The sequence below is a fragment of the Vibrio sp. R15-SG3-ISO1B genome, assembly GCF_059833835.1.
On the sequence record NZ_JCBDGG010000013.1, the window covers coordinates 1 to 18,386 of the forward strand.

Annotated in this window: 14 protein-coding genes; 6 read left to right on the forward strand and 8 right to left on the reverse strand. The window is 50.4% G+C overall.

Features of this window, described 5'->3' with window-relative positions; all coding sequences use genetic code 11:
- Positions 1 to 553, forward strand: a 553-nt coding sequence (locus tag AC6R0S_RS04075) for a LysR substrate-binding domain-containing protein (RefSeq protein WP_500637267.1), incomplete at its 5' end; no start/stop codon positions are given.
- A 175-nt stretch (positions 554 to 728) separates the two neighbouring features.
- Positions 729 to 1,622: a cation diffusion facilitator family transporter gene (locus AC6R0S_RS04080; protein ID WP_500637268.1), complete on the forward strand. Its 894-nt coding sequence runs from the start codon at positions 729 to 731 to the stop codon at positions 1,620 to 1,622.
- A gap of 138 nt (positions 1,623 to 1,760) precedes the next feature.
- Here AC6R0S_RS04080 and AC6R0S_RS04085 read toward each other — a convergent pair whose 3' ends face one another.
- The gene (locus tag AC6R0S_RS04085; RefSeq protein WP_500632127.1) at positions 1,761 to 4,121 is read right to left on the reverse strand and encodes a Lon protease family protein; all 2,361 of its coding nucleotides are present in this window, start codon (positions 4,119 to 4,121) and stop codon (positions 1,761 to 1,763) included.
- A 202-nt stretch (positions 4,122 to 4,323) separates the two neighbouring features.
- On the opposite strand from AC6R0S_RS04085, the gene AC6R0S_RS04090 reads away from it, so the two are divergent.
- Entirely contained in the window at positions 4,324 to 4,824 is a 501-nt protein-coding gene (locus tag AC6R0S_RS04090; RefSeq protein WP_500637269.1) for a hypothetical protein, read from the forward strand.
- Between the two features lie 217 nt (positions 4,825 to 5,041).
- Entirely contained in the window at positions 5,042 to 5,956 is a 915-nt protein-coding gene (locus AC6R0S_RS04095) for a LysR family transcriptional regulator (RefSeq protein ID WP_500637270.1), read from the forward strand.
- A gap of 84 nt (positions 5,957 to 6,040) precedes the next feature.
- Here the strand turns inward: AC6R0S_RS04095 and gltS are convergent, their stop codons facing one another.
- The 6 genes from gltS to AC6R0S_RS04125 all read right to left on the reverse strand — a co-directional run bounded on the left by gltS (position 6,041) and on the right by AC6R0S_RS04125 (position 15,482).
- A complete protein-coding gene (gltS, locus tag AC6R0S_RS04100; protein WP_500637271.1) occupies positions 6,041 to 7,291 on the reverse strand; it encodes a sodium/glutamate symporter in 1,251 nt (416 codons plus the stop codon).
- Position 7,292: 1 nt separating this feature from the next.
- Complete coding sequence (locus tag AC6R0S_RS04105; protein WP_500637272.1) at positions 7,293 to 8,582, reverse strand: patatin-like phospholipase family protein; 1,290 nt, start codon at positions 8,580 to 8,582, stop codon at positions 7,293 to 7,295.
- A 94-nt stretch (positions 8,583 to 8,676) separates the two neighbouring features.
- The gene (locus AC6R0S_RS04110) at positions 8,677 to 10,152 is read right to left on the reverse strand and encodes an efflux transporter outer membrane subunit (protein WP_500637273.1); all 1,476 of its coding nucleotides are present in this window, start codon (positions 10,150 to 10,152) and stop codon (positions 8,677 to 8,679) included.
- A 2-nt stretch (positions 10,153 to 10,154) separates the two neighbouring features.
- A complete protein-coding gene (locus tag AC6R0S_RS04115) occupies positions 10,155 to 13,229 on the reverse strand; it encodes an efflux RND transporter permease subunit (protein WP_500637274.1) in 3,075 nt (1,024 codons plus the stop codon).
- Between the two features lie 15 nt (positions 13,230 to 13,244).
- Positions 13,245 to 14,330, reverse strand: coding sequence for an efflux RND transporter periplasmic adaptor subunit (locus AC6R0S_RS04120; RefSeq protein WP_500637275.1), 1,086 nt, complete (start codon positions 14,328 to 14,330; stop codon positions 13,245 to 13,247).
- A gap of 99 nt (positions 14,331 to 14,429) precedes the next feature.
- Positions 14,430 to 15,482: a porin gene (locus tag AC6R0S_RS04125; protein WP_500629127.1), complete on the reverse strand. Its 1,053-nt coding sequence runs from the start codon at positions 15,480 to 15,482 to the stop codon at positions 14,430 to 14,432.
- Positions 15,483 to 15,812: 330 nt separating this feature from the next.
- On the opposite strand from AC6R0S_RS04125, the gene AC6R0S_RS04130 reads away from it, so the two are divergent.
- Positions 15,813 to 16,637: a MipA/OmpV family protein gene (locus AC6R0S_RS04130; protein ID WP_500637276.1), complete on the forward strand. Its 825-nt coding sequence runs from the start codon at positions 15,813 to 15,815 to the stop codon at positions 16,635 to 16,637.
- 33 nt (positions 16,638 to 16,670) lie between these two features.
- The gene (locus AC6R0S_RS04135) at positions 16,671 to 17,462 is read left to right on the forward strand and encodes a hypothetical protein (RefSeq protein WP_500637277.1); all 792 of its coding nucleotides are present in this window, start codon (positions 16,671 to 16,673) and stop codon (positions 17,460 to 17,462) included.
- A gap of 9 nt (positions 17,463 to 17,471) precedes the next feature.
- Here the strand turns inward: AC6R0S_RS04135 and AC6R0S_RS04140 are convergent, their stop codons facing one another.
- Positions 17,472 to 18,371, reverse strand: coding sequence for a LysR family transcriptional regulator (locus tag AC6R0S_RS04140; protein WP_334552215.1), 900 nt, complete (start codon positions 18,369 to 18,371; stop codon positions 17,472 to 17,474).
- Positions 18,372 to 18,386 lie beyond the last annotated feature (15 nt).

Genomic DNA, 18,386 nt, shown 5'->3' on the forward strand with positions numbered 1-18,386 from the left:
TTCCCACAAACTCAACAACCAGTTCCCTGCCACCTCATTCAACCTCGTCTTGGCATCCAGTGGCGACTTGGCAAACTTGGTCGCCACCGGGCAAGTCGATTTTGCCTTTGGTGTGGATTACGAACGCATCGACGACCCACACATCGCCTACCAACCCTTAGGCAAAATCCGCATGATGTCAGTATGCAGTGCGGATCATAAGCTCAGTCAGTTGCGCCGAGTATCCGACGATGAGCTGCGCAATGCCATGCAAGCGGTCATGGTGTATCTTAATGAGAAAGACAACCCAGAACTTCAGCCTTTTTCATTGCGACACATCGGTTTTTCAAGCTTCGATTATATGCTCAAAACCATTATGGAAGAGGACGCATGGGGCGTGTTACCTGAACCCTTGATTCGCCATTTGTTGCGTCAGCAAAAGCTCTCGGTCATCAAACATACCTACGGACTTACTCAGGAAGATTACTGCATGTTTACGTCTGCGGGCATGGCGGAGCACCCAGGGATGACTTGGCTTGCGGATCGCCTCAATGAATATTTGTTTGATTTCTAAATCGACCGACAGCCAGCGTCAAATTTATTGACACATAATTTTCTTGTTAACCAGCTGATTTATAATAAAATATTTACCAACACTTCCTTTCACCCTTCGACCATGCACATTTCTCAGTTGTTTAAATGTCCACTTGAGTAAAAACTATAAGCGTGTTTACGACAGAGATGATGTTATGTGTGCTCAAACCAGCTTGAATGAAAAACGAATACTGACCTTTTCAGCCCTTATTGCGTCTGGCTTTGCTGTGGGTGGTTTGGTACTCGGTTCATTGGTTGGATCACTGGTTATCGTCTTTGACGGCGTCTACTCACTTGTTAGTTTACTGTTAACTTTATTGTCGCTCGCGGTATCACGTTACATTCAGAGCCCACAGAAAAGTCATTTTCCTTTTGGTAAAGCGGTGTTAGAGCCGGTGGTCATCGCCATCAAAGGAGCGGTTATCTTATCGATTGTTGGGTATTCGCTGTACTCCGCACTCATCGCTGTTGCGAATGGCGGCCGCGAGGTTGATCCTTCGATTGCGACTCTGTTTGGCATCGTGAACGTCATTGGCTGTGGTTATGCATGGTGGATGATCGCGAAAAAATCTCAGCGTTTTTCCTCTGGCCTGATTGAGGCGGAAGCCAAGCAGTGGCAAATGGATACACTGCTTAGTGTCGCGGTTACGCTCGGTTTCTTACTCGCTTTGGCGCTAACTTATTCGCCGTTCGCGCACTACGCAGTATACGCAGACCCGATGATGATGATTGCCATGTCGTTTTACTTTATCAAAGTACCGTTTGATATGATTCGCGATGCGATGCGAGAACTACTGATGATGGCACCAAGCAATGAAATTCTGCGCCGCGTGGACAAAGAAGTGAGCGCCCTTGACGCGCAACTTAGCTCGCAACTTGAAGTCGCTGGCGTGACGAAAGTGGGTCGAGAACTGCGTGTCCGCCTCGATGTTACCACCGACCAGAAACAGCTAAAAGTCTCGGAGTTGGACACCATGCGTCAAGTGCTGAAAACCAAACTCGCCTCGCTGTCGTTGGATTTACAGCTCTCCATGAACATCGCACGTTGAACATCGCCACTTCAGTACAGAACCGCTCAAATAAGGATACCTCGCTAAGGCGAGGTCTCTCTTTTGTTTCTCTTCTCTTTTTTACTTCTTTTTTTTCTTGTCATACCCAAGGGTGACAAGCCTAGATAAGCAATCGAACTACTTGCGCAGAGCGTTAAGTTTGGCCTGCGCAATACCAAAGATGGTGTCAATCGGGTAGCTGCCCTCATCGCTCGGCTGACCAGCAGCTTTGCCGGTAAACAACTCAATCGCCTCCGTCACATGATCAATCGCCCAAATGTTGAACTCGCCTTTCTCCACCGCTTTGACAATGTCAGGACGCAGCATCAGATTGTGCATATTTGAGCGAGGAATGATCACCCCTTGATTTGGCGAGCGACCTTTGATGGTACACACATCAAAGAAGCCTTCAATCTTCTCGTTCACGCCACCAATCGGTTGAGACTCGCCAAATTGGTTCATCGAACCGGTGATCGCAATATCCTGACGATTGGGCTGCTTAGAAAACGCCGACACCACCGCGCAGAACTCCGCCATGCTGGCGCTGTCGCCATCTACCCCGCCGTAGGACTGCTCAAACGTAATCGTGGTGCTGAGCGGCACTTTCGCGGTTTTACCAAACACCGATGAGAGATAGGCGGTTAAAATCATCACGCCTTTGGAGTGAATGCTGCCACCAAGGTCGACACTGCGCTCAATATCAATCACATCACCATCACCATAACAGGTGGTGGCGGTGATGCGATTCGGCGCGCCAAACATGTACTCGCTGGTACTGAGCACCGACAACGCATTGACCTGACCGACCGCCTCGCCTTCCACTCGAATCAGAGTTGTGCCGTTGGTGAACCCTTCCATCACGGTGTCTTTCAAACGGCTCACTCGCATCTCTTGATTAGCCAGTGCCTCTTCGACGTGGCTGACGCGTATCATATTGGAGTTGGCTTGACGCGCGACGTAGTTCGATTCACGCAACAAATTGGCGATATTGGCCGAATGGAGTGATAACTTGGTTTGATCGCCCGCCAATCGTGAACTGTGTTCGATGATGCGCGCAATCGCTTTGCGGTCACAATGCAGCATACTGTTGTCGTTCACGACACTTGAAATAAAGCGCGCATAGTGCAATTCCGATTCAGGCGTGCGCGTCATCTCATCTTCAAAATCGGCGGTGACACGGAACAGTTCGCTGAACTCAGGATCGTAGTGTTGCAGCAACTGATAGGTGCGATAGTCACCAAACAGGATAATTTTTACATCCAAAGGAATCGGCTCAGGATCGAGTGAGACGGCGCCGGTGAGTGTCACCTCTTTCTCTAGCGCCGTTAAACTGAGCTGACGCGCCCTTAACGCCCGCTTAAGCCCATCCCACACATAGGGCTGTTCTAACACCTTTTGCGCATCCATCAGCAATACACCGCCGTTGGCTTTGTGCAAACTCCCCGCGCGTATCAACGAGAAGTCGGTGAAGACTGTGCCTTTAAAGGTAGCGGTTTCGATGTAACCGAACAAAGTGTGGTAGTTCGGATTCTCTTCCACCACAATGGGGAACTTACTCTCTTTACGGCTTACCAAAACGTTAACCTTGTAACGGCGAGGCAATTTTTTGTCCAGTGAAGCCGCGGCCACCTCTCCTTGCTCAGCGCTCTGCTCAAGAAAGATGTCGGCATTCTCGACGATGTCTTGTGAAAGTTCACTCAGGTAGGATTTGATCTCTGGGTATCCTGAGTAATCCTTTTTCAACTGTTTGATAAAGTGCGTAATCACATCGAGTGTCACGTCATCATTGAGTTTTTTGATTTTTTCGCTGTAGGCTTCTTCCCACTCGGTGAGCTGACGCACCATGTTTCTCAAGTTGACTTCAAGCTCATCAATGGTCGCGCCGAAGTACTCCTGCTCTTTTTTGCTCAGTGCATCAAACGACTCTTCGGTGTGCATCTCTTCGCCGTTCATCGCAACAAACTGATAATCGCCTTGCGTCGTGATGGTAAGACTGATGCCTTTGGCTTTCGCTTCTTTAGTAATACTGGCAAGCTCAGCTTCTTGCTTGGCGGCCAATTGGTTTTTCAATTTGTCCGCACGGCTGTAGTAGAGTTCGTTATCAAACGCGAGAGGCATCGCATTGACTAACTTGCCCATCAACTTTTCAATGTCTTGCTTTAATCGGCTGCCGACACCACAAGGGAGCTTCAACACTCTTGGCGTACGGATATCCTCGAAATTCGCCACATAGCACCAATCGTACAACGCACTCTCATCGTGTTTGTGGCGGTTGAGGTAACGTAAAATCATGGTGCGCTTGCCCAGTCCATTCTGGCCAATCGCATAAATGTTGTATCCCTTCTCCTTGATCGACATCGCAAACTCTACCGCTTTCTGCGCGCGCTCTTGACCGACAATCTCATCAATAGGGGCCAACTCTTTGGTTGATTTGCTGTCGAGCTTTTCTAGCTCCGCAAAATGATACAACTGGCTCGCCTCAAGTCTTTGAATAGCCATAGTTCGGTCCTTCATTGTTATTGTTCTGTTTCCTTAGTTTAGGTCAGTTTTATTTAGTTTTTAGTGACTTACACAGTATTCACGTTCAACTGCTCAAATAACCATCAAATCGCCCCAACAAAATAACAAATGATAACCATTTGCATATAATAATCAATTGCATTTAAATACGCAGTGTGCCGTTTAATGTGGAGTGATATCAATGGATTTACAGCAATGCTGGACACACTATCTCAAAGCCGAACAATTGCTGGAGCAAGGACATTGGCCTGAAGCCTATTACCTGTACGATCAAGTGTTGGCCTACCTACCCAGCCATGTCCAACAGGCGATGGAGGATGACAACACCAAGCCATGCCAGTTTCGCTGTTTGACGACAGCATTACGAAATGCCGCCATCACACAATCAGAAATCCTCAACAAAATGGGGCAACATCAACGTGCCTTTGAACTGCTCAACCAAACCTACGCCCAACTTCAGTTTATGTCGATTGAGTCCAACCCATTGGTTGAGGCCATCAGTCATATCCTGCACCACCAGTGCGAGGATCTGCTCCACCATATGACCGCATTTTGCAGTGCTCAGCGCAGTGCACAATGGATGCTAGAACTACAAGAGATACAAAAAGCCCATCACCACTTTGCCACGTTGAAGAGAAGAGTATTTGACAAAACCCTAAATGCAGCCATCGAAGTTCATTAAATTAAATATCTACACCTTGATACGGGAAAATAAATATTAAAACTGAAATCAAATTATTATTTAACCTGCGTTTTTATCCAAAAAATTCGACTCATTCCTCATAATTAATTCAGTGTTACAATTGCCAATATCATTAATAGTTCTTATCGAAATAAAATATATTGACTTCTTACTTGATTTGATGAAAATCATAGCTATCATATTTGGGAGTCAACCGATGAGTTGTGATAAAAGTAAACTTGATTTAAGCGCGCTTCGAATATTTTTGGAAGTCTATCGTACTGGTTCAATTACCGCCGCCGCGGATAAACTGGATATGACCCAACCGGGTGTCAGTACTGCCATAAAACGCTTGCAAAACCAGATCGGGGCCGCCTTGTTTGTTCGCCAAGGGCGCTCTATCACTCCTACGCAAAAAGGCATTAACTTTGCGGAACAACTGAAACAATCCATTTACTTATTAGATGATGCGGTTGACTCTCTTTCTGAATTTACTCCCGCACAACATCGCACATTTAAAGTATTAGTTAACGAAGCAATGCTAAATATTTTACATCCAGCGATAGAGCGAGATAACGAACTCAAAAATATTACAATCGAACTGCATCCTATTCCTATTTCCGAAGAATTATTAGAAGAACAATTGAGCTTAAGTCAATTCGATTTAGCTATCGATATTTATGTGCCGCAGAATAAAGCGTTTATGAGTGAATTGTTAATTGAGGATCACTGCGTGGTAGCGTGTCGCCAAGATCATCCACGTATTCATGATCACATCAACGAAGCGCAGTTTTACGCTGAGAAGCACATCATTATGATGATGGAGCGCGGCAGTATGTCGCTTGCTCAGCGATTCACTAAATCTTACATCCCAACCCGCGACATTAGCTCCGTCAGTGACTCTCTGCTTGGCGCTTTGCATCTCGCTAGTATGTCGGATTGCTTGTGCACGTCCAGTTACCTACTGGGCCAACAAGTCGAACACCGTTTAGGCATCAAACTGCTCCCTTACCCACTCGACAGCATCTCTATCAACCATACGATGATCTGGCACCGCCGAGACAGCAACTCCGATGCCGGTATTTGGCTGCGCGAAAAAATTAAGCAATACATCGCGAGCGCCAAACACTGAGTTTGGGTCAACGTTCTTACAAAGCAACGCGGCGCCTCAGGCGCCGCGTTTGATTTTGGATTGTTCTCAACCCAATAACACCCGTTACCAAGTCACAAAATAGTTAATTACCAAGGCGTTGACCACATCGATGAAAAATCCGCACACCAAAGGCAGAATGATAAACGCCTTATGCGCGGCTCCGTATTGCTGCGTCACCGCGGTCATATTGACAATCGCGGTGGCGGTCGAGCCTAAGGTCACCCCACCAAAACCGGCGCACATGACAGCTGCTTCATAATCTTTGCCCATCGCGCGGAATACCACCCAGACGGTAAACACAATCGACAACAAGACTTGAGCACTCATGACCACCGCAAGGTAACCCACGCTGCCTTGCAGCTCCCACAATTTGAGGCTCATCAGCGCCATGGTTAAAAACATCCCCAAGCAGATATCTTGGATAAGTGAGAGCCCTTTTTCGGCGTCTTCGGCGTAAGTGTTAAACTCCTCGCTGCGCAGCTTGGTCAAAATCCAGCGACCTAAGTTACCCAGTACAATACCGCCTATCAAACACGCCACAAACATGGGTAGCTTGAGCCCCGCCGCCTCTAGCGACAAATCCAAAAAGTAGCCAATAATCAAAGAGACATTCAGCCATAGCCAAGCGCGCAGCACACCAAAATAATCCACCGAGATGTCTTTTTTGCTGCTGGTGTGCGCCATACCGATGTCCAAGTCGTGAGTGGTGTTGGCGCTGATGGCGTGTCGCTTCATCAAGTACGCCGCAATCGGGCCGCCGATGACACACGCCGAAATCAAGCCTAGCGTGTTGGCAGCAATGCCGAGTTCCATCGCATTAGCAATACCGAGATCGTCAATAAAGGTGGGCGCCCACGCAACGGTAGTGCCTACGCCACCAATCAGCGAAATCGAACCTGTCATTAACCCTGCTTTCGGGTCAAAACCAAACAAGGTCGCCACGCTGATACCGAGTACGTTTTGCAGTACGATGTAGACGCTCGCCAGCAGCAACAATACCATCAAGGGCTTACCGCCATTGAGCAAACTGTCGATGTCTGCTTTAAGGCCAATTCCGGCAAAAAAGTAGAGCAGCAAAATGTCACGCACCTGCAAGTTGAACTGGATCTCTTTCCCAAACAGGTAGTAGACCAAGGCGACCACCAAAGTACAGATAAAGCCGCCAATCACCGGCTCAGGTAAACTGTATTTCTGCAGCACACGACTGCGCGATAAGACGAACTTACCGATAAAAAGTAGGATGATAGCGATAGTGAAGGATACAAAATCCACCACTTCGATGGTGTCGATCACCGATGTCTCCGATAGGGCCATATTACTCTCTGTTTGCCTCTTGTGGGTGAGTGCCTTGATAGATGAAATGCGCCAGCTCTGGGTGTGTCATTACTTGTTGGTAACCGTGTTCAATCAGCCGCGTGACCTGCGCTTCTTTGAGATGAAAATCGGTCGGGATGGACTGAACAAATGCCTGGTCCTCCGCCGTTGAGAGATTGATATCGACAAACAGATAGCGCCTATCAGGCTGCTGCGCTTGCCATTCATCCAAAATCATACTGAGGTAGGTTTTGGACAAATCGTTGTAACGGTGGATCTGCACGTCACTGGCCGAACCCAATAGATTCGCCATTGTCGGCTCTTGCTTTTGATGGCCGATTTCCCAATCTGGACGCACCGCAGCATCGACCGAAATCACCACCACGGTTTGCAGGCGATCTTTCTCAGCAACTAAGCCAAAATCTTGGGTCGTCACTAAGTCATACAGGGCGTGCAGCCCGAGGTTGTCACTGATGCCACCATCGACCAAATGCAGATATTGATAACGCTCTCTGTCCTCAAATTTTTTCAGCGAACGATTGGTGGCGCTGTGTAAGGTACGGTGCCGACTCTGCGCGCTGTAGAGCGCTCTCTCACAGCCGGGATAATTCTCGAGCAGGACAGGTGAGAACAGCAGAGGAACAGCACTGGACGCTGTGACAGCGTCACTAATTGAGTAGCTATTTAAGTCGGAGCAAATGAGGTCAAAATACTCCTGGGTAAATGAAAAACGCGCGCCGGTCGAGAGATCGGTGGCATTGATAATGATCATCGGCCCTTCATCGCGTAGCGCCGAGAAGGTGGTATCTTGGAAAATATGCGTGTTGTAATAGTCCGCCGCCGCGGCCGAGCGCGCATGTTTGGAGAACCAGTACTCGGGGCTCATGACGATGTCTTTCAAACTGGTCGTCACATCTTTGTACAAAAACGCCTGTTCAAAATCGTCAAAAATGGCCTCACCGTACAAGCCGTAATAGGCAGAGGTAAAACTGCCGCCAGAGACAGAGCTGATGGCGTTAACCTGATCGAGCAAGCGATGGGTTTGCCCTTGGTACTCATAGCGGTAGTCACGCAGTCCTTTCATGACACCGTAGGAAAACGCCGCTGCACGAGTGCCACCGCCAGAAAAGCTCAACAACACCACCGTATTGTCTGGCAGCGTGGCCATTTTTTCGCTCACCGTATAACGCGGTTCAGCCGAACTCGTCAGTGGTTGGTTGGTTTTTTCGGGGATCGATGAGCAGCCAGCCAAAGCAATGGCGCTACACACTACCCAAGCGTTGGGTTTCATGTCAATTCCTTGGAGAAGAAAGCCTCACTGCCCATGAGGAGGACCAGTACTCATCGAGCAGTAAGACTTTGATTAATGGTTAGGTTTACCCGCGTTATTGCACCGACCAATCACCACCGAGCGATTTGTACACCGCCACGGTCGCTTGCGCCGCTTGTAGCTTGGCGGCTACTTGACGATCTTGCATCACGCGGTGCTGACGCTGGGCGTCCAGCAGCGCAATGTAGTCAATCAGCCCCGCGCGATAGAGTGACTTGGCTTTATCCAGCGCCCGATCGGTCGCCTGCATCGCAATGTCAATTTGATCGCGGTTTTGTTGGCTGCGGCCATAGGCAAATAGCGTCGAGTCCACTTCAGCAATCGCACTGTTGACCGTGTGCTCGTAGCGAAGCGCGGCGTTGTTCAACCGAGATTCCTGAATCTCTACATTCGCTTTGCCGCGTCCGCCATCAAATACGTTCCAGCTCACGCCGGCACTGCCCGCCCAACCAAAGGAATCACTTTTAAACAGATCATCAAAGCTGCCAGCAGAGACACCTGGGGTGCCCGTAATAAAGAACTTCGGATAGCGATTGGCCATCGCTGCGCCGAGCTCCTCATTGATGGCGGCCATATCACGCTCCGCGATACGAATGTCCGGGCGGCGGGTCAGCAGTTCCGACGGTAAACCAACCGGAATCAAACCTTGCAGCTCAGGCACATCCTGATGCGTCGCTAACTGGGTATCGATTTGAGTCAGCGGCACACCGAGCAAAATCGCCATGCGATGCTTATGTACCTGCTCCGCAATCTCTAACTGCGGAATGATCGCCTGCGTGGCCGCCAGCATGGCTTCGGCTTGCGATTGGTCAAGCGCCGAGCCGTAGCCACTGTTCACCACACTCGTCACCAACTTGAGGGTCTTCTTTTGATCCTCAATGTTCTCAAGCGCCAATTGCTTGCGCTCATGGGCGCCGCGATACTGCAAGTAGTTGTGAATCAGATCCGCGCTGAGCGCCAGATTCAACCCTTCACGGTAGATCTCGGCTTGTTCGACACGAATTTTCGCCGCTTCCGATTGCTTATCAATGCGGCCAAACAGATCCAACTCCCATGAGAGATTCGCGCCTAAAGCGAATCCGTCATGTTGATTGTCCATCAAGGTCATCGAACCGAGCCCCGGAGCAATGTTGTCAAGCCCCGGCACGCTTTGACCAAGCGGGTTAAGGATCGGGCCTAGCGCCGAATCGTTCTTACTGAACTGGTAGTTGTAGTACCCTGCGCCCACATTGACGGTGGGCACTTTGAACGACTCCACAATGGTTTGGTACGCATTAGCCATTTGTATGCGCTCTGCTGCCGTTTTCAGGTGGATATTTTGCTGCTGCAACTGTGCCACCAATTGATTGAGCGTCTCATCACCGAGGGATTGCCACCACAAATCTTGGGTTGCTTGCTCACTGTGCTCGGCGTTGAGGTAAGTCTCGGCCAAGGTCATACTTGGCGCTTGGTAATCGGGGCCGACTGCACAGGCCGAGAGCGATAACGCCATCGCAACAGGCAGCAGTTTGAAAGTAAAACGTGTCATCATGATCATTGCCCTGCTGGTTGGGTATCGAAGTTAAACGCGTCATCGCCGCGCGTCGGTTCGTCTTTGGTGGTGAGCATGTACACCGCAGGCATCACCATCAGTGACAGCACGGTAGCCGCGGCTAGACCGCCGATAATGGTGGCTGCCATTTGGTCAAACAGCAGATCGCTCATCAGCGGAATCATGCCTAGCGCTGTAGTCAACGCGCCCATCGAGATCGCCATGGTGCGGTTAAGCGTCGCGGTTTTGACCGCATCGGCCAAGCCAAGCCCCGCTTTGCGCTCAAGCTCAATTTGATCCATCAAGACAATGCCGTTTTTGATGATCATACCGGTCAAAGTGACCGCGCCAATCAGCGCCATAAAGCCAAACGGTTTATCAAATGCCACCAGCGAGAACACCGCCCCTGTTGCAGCCAGTGGAATGGTCGCGAGGATGATGATCGGCTGTTTAAAACCGTTAAACATCGCCACCAAGATGATGATCATGATGATCATTGCCTTAGGCAGTTGCATCAAAATATCGGTCACCGCTTTGTGCTCATCGTAATACTCACCGCCCCACTCCATGGAGTAACCGTCTGGCAGTTCAATTGCTTCAATGCGATCTTTCACCGCGTCACGCACTTGGGCTGGCGTGGCATGGCGAGCGACACCCGCTTGCGCTGTAATGGTTTTCACTCGGTCGCGGCGCCAAATCATCGACTCCTCTGGGTAGAATTCGAAACCATCCACCACCTGACCAAGCGGCACAGTGTGCAAGCCAAGAATCGATTTCACTGGCAAGGTTTCGAGCGACGCCATAGTGCGCTCTGTCGCGCGAACTTGAATGGGGATCAGTTCGTCGTTGAGGTTCATCATGCCAACCGTCAACCCGTCGGATGCACGTTTCATCGCCAGCGCAATGTCGGCACGGTTAATACCAGCGCGGCGCGCTTTGTCTTGGTTGATAACCGGCTTCATCACTTGCGTCTGCTGGCGCCAGTCGTCACGCACATAACGTGCGTCTGGGTGGCTAGCAAAAATCACCTGAGCCTGCTCAGATAACCCATGCAGCACATTGGCATCTGGCCCTGAGAAGCGCGCTTCGACGGCAAACTTATCAGACGTCGCAAGCTTCAAGGCGCGAAAACGTGGCTGCGCATTCGGGAACTGCTCCGCAAGGTAGCGATCACCACGAGCGACCAGATCTTTAATGCCGTGAAAATCGTGCGTATTAATGAGGATCTGCCCATAAGCCGCATCCAATGGCTCCGGTTCCACCGTCACTGAGAAGCGCGGCACGCTTGCACCCACCGCCGTCGAAATGCTTTCGACTTCAGGCTGAGCGAGCAGCCATTGCTCGATTTGGCGCATATCACTGGAGGTCTGCTCGACTTTCGCACCATTCGGTAGCCAGTAATCCAGGAACACGATTTCACGATCCGATTGCGGGATGAAGTTCAATCCAACAAACGGCACTAACGCAATCGTCACGAGAATAGTTGGCACTAGGGTTGACAACGCCTTTTTCGGGTTATCGACAATCCAGCCAGTGATCTTCGCCAGTCGATGACTGCTGCCCTCGCCCTGCTGCGCTTTTTTACTGGGTTTGATAAACAACCAACACATCAAGGTGGTAAACACCATGGCGACTAGCCAAGAGAGCAGCAATGAGGCTGCGATGATGTCAAACACCGACTCTGCAAATTCCGCCGCATCCGTCTGGGAGAACACCACAGGACTTGCGCCCATGATGGCAATCACGGTCGCGCCAAGCAGAGGGATGGCGGTCTCTTTGAACGACTCCATCGCGGCAACAGTGCGATGCACGCCTTTGTTGATTTTGACAATCATCATATCGGTGATCACAATCGCGTTGTCCACCAACATACCGAGCGCCAAAATAAAGGTGCCAAGTGAGACGCGGTGCAAATCAATCTCACGCACGTTCATGTAAATCAAGGTCAGCAGAATGGTCAGGATCAAGCTACCGCCGACAATCGCCGCACTTTTGAATCCCATAAAGACCAGCAACACGATGAAGACAATCGCCACGCTCTCGGCCAAGTTGCCAACGAACTCATCGATCGACTTCTGTACCTCTTCTGGCTGATAAGCGACGGTGGATACACTCACACCCAGAGGCAGTTCAGCATTAAATTGCGCGATCATCTCGGTGATGGTATCTCCAAGCGCGACAACGTTGATGCCATCAACCGGACTTACCGCCAAGGTCACTGCTTGTTCGCCGTTAAAACGGCTTTGAGTGAGCGCCGGCTCTAGATAGCCCATCGTCACATCCGCGACATCGCCCAAGCGAATCAAACCCGTGCTCAGCTCGCTGACGCCGCCTTTGATCACCAAGTTTTGAATGTCATCGATGGATTGAAACTCACTGCTCTGCTCGACGCGAATACGCTGTGAACCCGCATCAAAACTGCCAGCATCAAAAGTCGTGTTTTGTGCGTTGAGTTGATTCAAAACTTGAGTCACTGACAAGCCATACTGCGCCAAGCGCTCATCGGGCATATCAATGTGCACCACGCGCTTTTGCACGCCGTGTAGCTCAATCTTTTTGATACCAGACACAGCTTTCAGTTGGCGCTGCAAGGTCTCGGCGTAGCGACGCAGCTCTTCCGGTTTGGCGTCGTCGCCATGAATGGCGAACAGCATGCCGTAGACTTCTGAAAACTCGTCTTGCACTATGCTGATCTGCGCAGTGGATGGCAGCAGCAATTTGACATCATTGATCTTGTGACGCATCAAGTCCCAAAGCTGAGGTAACGCTTTGGAATTGGTTGACTCGTGTAGATCAACAAACACCATCGAACGCCCCGGAACAGAAATGGAGCGCAGCTTATCCAACGCGCCGATTTCTTGCAGCTTGGTCTCTATGGTGTCGGTGACTTGCTGCTCGACCTCTTCAGCGCTCGCACCAGGATAAAGCGTTACCACCACGGCGGTTTTGACAGTAAAACTGGGATCTTCGAGCTTGCCAAGATCAAAATAGGAAAACAGACCGGCAATCACGCTCAACGCAGTAAAAAACAGCACAAAGGTGCGCTGTCGAATAGCAAATTCGGCTAGATTCATCATGCTTGCATCTCACCCTTAATCTGCTCGAACCAAAACATTCGCCACTTTTTGTCCATCAGACAAATAGTGCGTACCGCTCACCACCACCTGCTCACCTGCCGAGAGTTGTCCGTCAACACACGCAGTATTGGCATTGAGTGAACGAACGGCGACAGCGCGCTTCTCAACCTGCTGATCACGGATGAGGTGTACGTGCAGTGTGTCTTGCTCGCCCATCAAGGCCGAGTAAGGCAAGCAGTAAGCCGGTACCTGCTGAGCGTTAGTGGTCGACACAACAACAGATTTACCAATAAAGAGTTCGTCACTTGGCTCAGACAGCGCAAGTTTGACCGTGTAGGTTTGTTTAATAAGGTGAGGAAACGGTGCTATTTCGGTCACTTTGGCCGCACGCTGAGCCTCGCTGCCGTACCAGCTTAATGTCGCCTCTTGGCCAGTGTTGATAGAGGCAATCAAGTTTTCCGGCACATCAATTTCCACTTGCAGCGCGTTAGGGGTTTGCAAGCCAATCACCGCCGCGCCCGGCAGCACTTGTTCAAATTCATCATACGCAATACGGCCCACTAGCCCAGAAAACGGGGCGCGCAACTCGGTGTAGCGCAACGCATCTTGCGCGCGCTGAATGTTCTTCTCCACCACTTTGACCATCGCCGCCGAACGCTCATACGCACTCATAGCACGATCAAGATTGACACTGGCGATCGCGTCATCGGCGCGCGCTTGCTTAACGCGTTTCAGTTCATTGCTGGCAAGAGCGTGCGCCGACTTAGCTTCCAGCATCTTCGCTTCTAGCTCTTCAAGCGCGACTTGGTAGTCATGCTTATCCAGTGTGGCGAGCAGTTGGCCTTTTTCAACGAAGTCGCCTTCATCGACCAGCAGCGTCTCTATGGTGCCAGCCACGCGAAACGACAGCCCTGCGCTATTTTGCGAGCTGATGATGCCATTAAAGTGCTTGAGGGTTTGCGAGAAAGGGCTTTTAAGCTCAACCACCTGTACGGTGGTTTGCTCTACGGCAGTCGACGGCAGGGTCACCTCGCCTTCACTGCACGCGGTTAAGCCGAGCGCCATCGCCACCAGTAAACTGTTGTGCGTAAACGTATTCATGGGTTAGGGTCCTATTGGTATGTGAGCCACTGGCTCGTGACAATCGGTTGAGATTGAACGCACCGAAGCGGCCAAACCACTTCGGTGCGGGGGATAACGTTAGAAGTCGTAGCGGATACCAAGCGCTAGCTCGTCTTCTTTTTGCCACTTGTATTGCACATCGCTGTCAGACAAGTTGTTGAAGTTGTATGAGATATAGCCACGGAAGTTCGGCTGGAAGTAGTAGGTCGCATCAATCGCGATGTTATCGGCTGCGTCGCTCTTCTCACCGGTGTATTTGTTTTTCTCTTCTAGGTAGTTGTAGGTCGCAGTAAAGACCGCTTTATTCAGTGTGTACGACGCCGCGACTTCATAACCTGACAGATCCGACGCTTGTCTTAGGGTGCGGTTTTTGTCTTCACCATCGACATACGCAGCGGCGAAGTAGAAGTCACGGAACGCAACCGAGCCTGCGAGCATAAATTGGTCACGTTCAATCACGTAGCCTTGCTCATCAAACTCGTTGCCATCGGCATAACCTAGGCCAAGGTTGATACCAAACTCATCGATATCAAACGCGTAGGTGGTGGAGAGTGAATAACCATCCGCGTCATTGTTGTCGAATTTATCGAGTTTGCCTGTCGCATCTTCAGTAATACGGTCTGCAAAGCGGTACGAACCTTTCACGCCCAAGCCACCAAATTTACCGGTATAGGTGAGCATGTTGTCGGTGCGGTCAGCGATAGCGATTTTGTACGCCGCCGAGTTGCCGTGGTAAGCCATGATGTCGGTAAAGTCGGTGATGACGCCCAGCGCACCTTCGTTCTTACCGTAAGTCACTTCACCAAACAGGGAACCAAAGCCTGCGTATGCGTAACGGTTGGTGAGGTTATCTGCGTCAGTATCGGTCGCTTGACCTTGCTCATTGGTGGTGAATTCACCTTCGTAGAAGCCGATGCCGTAGAAGCCATTGGCCAATTCCGCTTTACCTAAGAAGTTAAGACGGATACGTGAGCGATCTTCGAATTCGCCGTCCATGACTGACGCGCGCGCTTCTGCGCGTCCACCCATTTGGATAGAGTTTTTACCGTCATTGTAAATTTCTGAAGCCGACACAGAGGTTGCCGTTAGCGATGCGATGGCCAAAGCCAAAAGTGTTTTGTTGCTGTTCATTTGTAAGCCCTCGAATAATTATTGGTAATTGAACGGTGTGCATAATAATTTTCGATAAGCGTGAAATACATAAAGCCAAATTTATTCAAAACATCTTCAATCGTTATGAATCTGATGAATTCTCGATCAACCCAATCCCTTCTTCTGATTTGAAAGCGCCACCATCGCCAAGAAGATCACATTTCCTCAGCAATCCCGCACCATTACATCTCCACTTGTTATGCAATGTATAACTGAGCATGCCTGTACGGTGATGAATCAAGATCACTAAAATGGCGCCAATCGCGCGCTCCAAGGCGCTTTTCTTCCCCTTGCAACCAAGACATCTTGATGACTATGACTCTCAGCTCGCCCCCAACGCCCATTGCTCGCTTATGTCTCTATCTGCTGCTTATTACCAGCCTGTATTCGAGCCATGTCACGGCGACGCCATATCGATTTCCCGATTTTTTCGGCATTGGTATTGGCAAAACACCGGAATATCACGGCGCCAAAGAGAGCATGACAGGCGCAGTACCCGGCGGACGCTACGCGTTTGAATCGGGAAGGTATATGGAGTGGTATGGGCCTTATGCGGGCATTAAAGTCAACACTGACTCACACTTTGAATATGGTCCCGCCGTGCTGTACAAACTGGGTCGAGATGAGGTCAAAAATTCGGCGGTGGATCAGCTCAACGCCATAGAGTCCGGCACCGAGTTGGGGCTGTTTGTCGGCTACAGCGTCGTGAACACCGACTACGCGTTACCGTTTCGCTATCGCGCTGGCGCACTCGCAAGCCATGCCTTTAGCGGTGACACCGAAGGCGCCAACATTAACCTCTACAACAGTGTCTGGGTGCCGGTTAACCAAGAAACGTTTGTCGGCGTTGGTGCGGGTCTGACTTGGGCCAACGGCGAGTTTATGCGCCACAACTTTTCCGTCAGTGACCAAGAGAGCCAATTGACCGGCATTGCGCCTTTTGCAGCCAGTGGTAGGCTACGTCAATACTACGCCTGGACGGGAGTAGTCCATCGCCTCAATCGCCACTGGGCACTGGGTGCAGGCGTCTATCTGCAGCAACTCACTAACGATGCCAAACACAGCACTATCACCGCTCAACAAGGGGACGATGTACAAGTGACGTACGGGATCGGGTTAGGTTACTTCTTTTAATTGAGGAAGATATTTAATTAAGGAACAAATAGCGTGAAATATACGACATCGACATTGCCTGTCACCCTAGACTCCATCATAGAGATTCGCTCCGTTCGCACCGCCCTGTTGCTACTTGGCAGCGTCCTATTAACAGGATGTAGCTCCAACAGCGCCACCAGCTCTATTTTGACTTCACTGTGGAAAAACGAAGACGCGATCATGGCTGAGCAAGAACGTTATCGCACCTGCATTATCCATGCTGGTGATACCAGCGCTGTCAATCAGCAAGCGCTCGCACTGATGGTCAACACCGCCTTTGAATCCGACTCCAATGAACTGAAGATTGAAGCGCTGCGTGCCTACTCCGCCGGGGTTTCTCATCAATACAAACGCTCGCAAAGCATTCAGCTCTATCGAGGTGCCTCCTTTGCGCTGTGCCAAGCCTATCAATCCGGCATGCTTAGCGAGCCCAAACGGTTCTCTCAATCGGTCGCGAAACTACTCACTCTGCTCACCCATAACGCGACATTAACGCAACTAGACGATGATCAACACACATTGACCCCGGAAAGTGAACGCACCTTCATGCAGTTGCAAAACGAACTCGCCCTGACACGCGATGAACTCGATAGCTTGATTGCGGAATCGACGACGCATGATGCCTACTTGATGGCGCAGCTCGCGATCACCACTATGGCTTTCCAAAGCCTAGAAAAAGAGTACCCCCATTTTTATGATGCTGAGGTAAAGCAAACGGACAGCCAAATGAGCAGTTACCAAGGGATCATCAGCGATTTGAAATCGGATATTCATCAGCTTAAACAGGCATCGGTGCTCGAATAGAGAGCGGACTCAAAAATAGTGCGAAATCGCCAGATATCGGGTGCGGATGTGTTCAATCAACAGCTTGACCTTGTTGGGCGGCTGGCGAGTAAAAGGATAGACGGCGTAAATGCCTAGCCGCTTAGCGACTTGTTCTGGGAAGAGGTCAACCAGCTGACCGCTGCGCAAATCATGGTAAACCAAGCAGCGCGGTACATAGGCAATGCCGTGACCACCGAGCGCCGCTTTGCGCAGAGCAGTGGCGTTATCGGTGGAAAAACTGCCGGAGACTTTAACAAAATAATGGCTCTGCTTGCCCTTGAACTCCCACTCACTGGCGCCCGTGGTTTGATAGGCGTATTGCAGGCAGTTGTGCTGCAACAGATCGCGAGGCTCAATCGGCTTGCCTTGTTTGGCAATATAGGAAGGGGACGCGCACACCACCCACTGCGAGTCTAAAATATGACGCGCGATCAGGCTCGAGTCTTCCAGGTAACCGGTGCGGATCACTAAGTCAAAACCCCCTTCCAGCAAATCGACAAACTTGTTATCCAGTGACATATCGACCGTTAAACCGGGGTGAAGATTGCAAAACTCCGCCACCGCATCAGCCAAGATCAAATCGCCCGAGATGGTCGGCACCGACATGCGAATGTGACCCGATATACTCTCGCCATACCCTGACACCGTATCGAGCGCTTCTTGCGCGGCTTGCTTCACACTTTTCGCACCTTGCGTCAGGGCTTTGCCCGCTTCTGTCAGGGTCAATTTGCGCGTTGTACGATATAAAAGCTGCACGCCGAGATCGTGCTCCAATCTTGCGATTCGTTTGCTAACTACCGAATTTGTCAGGTTATTTTGCTCTGCCACCTTGCTGAAACTGCCCAGTTCCACCACTTGAGAGAAGAGAATAAGATCGTCTGCGCGCATCGTATTATGTCATTT

What these genes read in the sequence shown, in the direction of transcription:
- AC6R0S_RS04080 (WP_500637268.1), top strand. Translation starts at nt 729, where the DNA reads ATGTGTGCTCAAACCAGCTTGAATGAAAAACGAATACTGACCTTTTCA.
- AC6R0S_RS04085 (WP_500632127.1), bottom strand. Translation starts at nt 4,121, where the DNA reads ATGGCTATTCAAAGACTTGAGGCGAGCCAGTTGTATCATTTTGCGGAG.
- AC6R0S_RS04090 (WP_500637269.1), top strand. Translation starts at nt 4,324, where the DNA reads ATGGATTTACAGCAATGCTGGACACACTATCTCAAAGCCGAACAATTG.
- AC6R0S_RS04095 (WP_500637270.1), top strand. Translation starts at nt 5,042, where the DNA reads ATGAGTTGTGATAAAAGTAAACTTGATTTAAGCGCGCTTCGAATATTT.
- gltS (WP_500637271.1), bottom strand. Translation starts at nt 7,291, where the DNA reads ATGGCCCTATCGGAGACATCGGTGATCGACACCATCGAAGTGGTGGAT.
- AC6R0S_RS04105 (WP_500637272.1), bottom strand. Translation starts at nt 8,582, where the DNA reads ATGAAACCCAACGCTTGGGTAGTGTGTAGCGCCATTGCTTTGGCTGGC.
- AC6R0S_RS04110 (WP_500637273.1), bottom strand. Translation starts at nt 10,152, where the DNA reads ATGATGACACGTTTTACTTTCAAACTGCTGCCTGTTGCGATGGCGTTA.
- AC6R0S_RS04115 (WP_500637274.1), bottom strand. Translation starts at nt 13,229, where the DNA reads ATGATGAATCTAGCCGAATTTGCTATTCGACAGCGCACCTTTGTGCTG.
- AC6R0S_RS04120 (WP_500637275.1), bottom strand. Translation starts at nt 14,330, where the DNA reads ATGAATACGTTTACGCACAACAGTTTACTGGTGGCGATGGCGCTCGGC.
- AC6R0S_RS04125 (WP_500629127.1), bottom strand. Translation starts at nt 15,482, where the DNA reads ATGAACAGCAACAAAACACTTTTGGCTTTGGCCATCGCATCGCTAACG.
- AC6R0S_RS04130 (WP_500637276.1), top strand. Translation starts at nt 15,813, where the DNA reads ATGACTATGACTCTCAGCTCGCCCCCAACGCCCATTGCTCGCTTATGT.
- AC6R0S_RS04140 (WP_334552215.1), bottom strand. Translation starts at nt 18,371, where the DNA reads ATGCGCGCAGACGATCTTATTCTCTTCTCTCAAGTGGTGGAACTGGGC.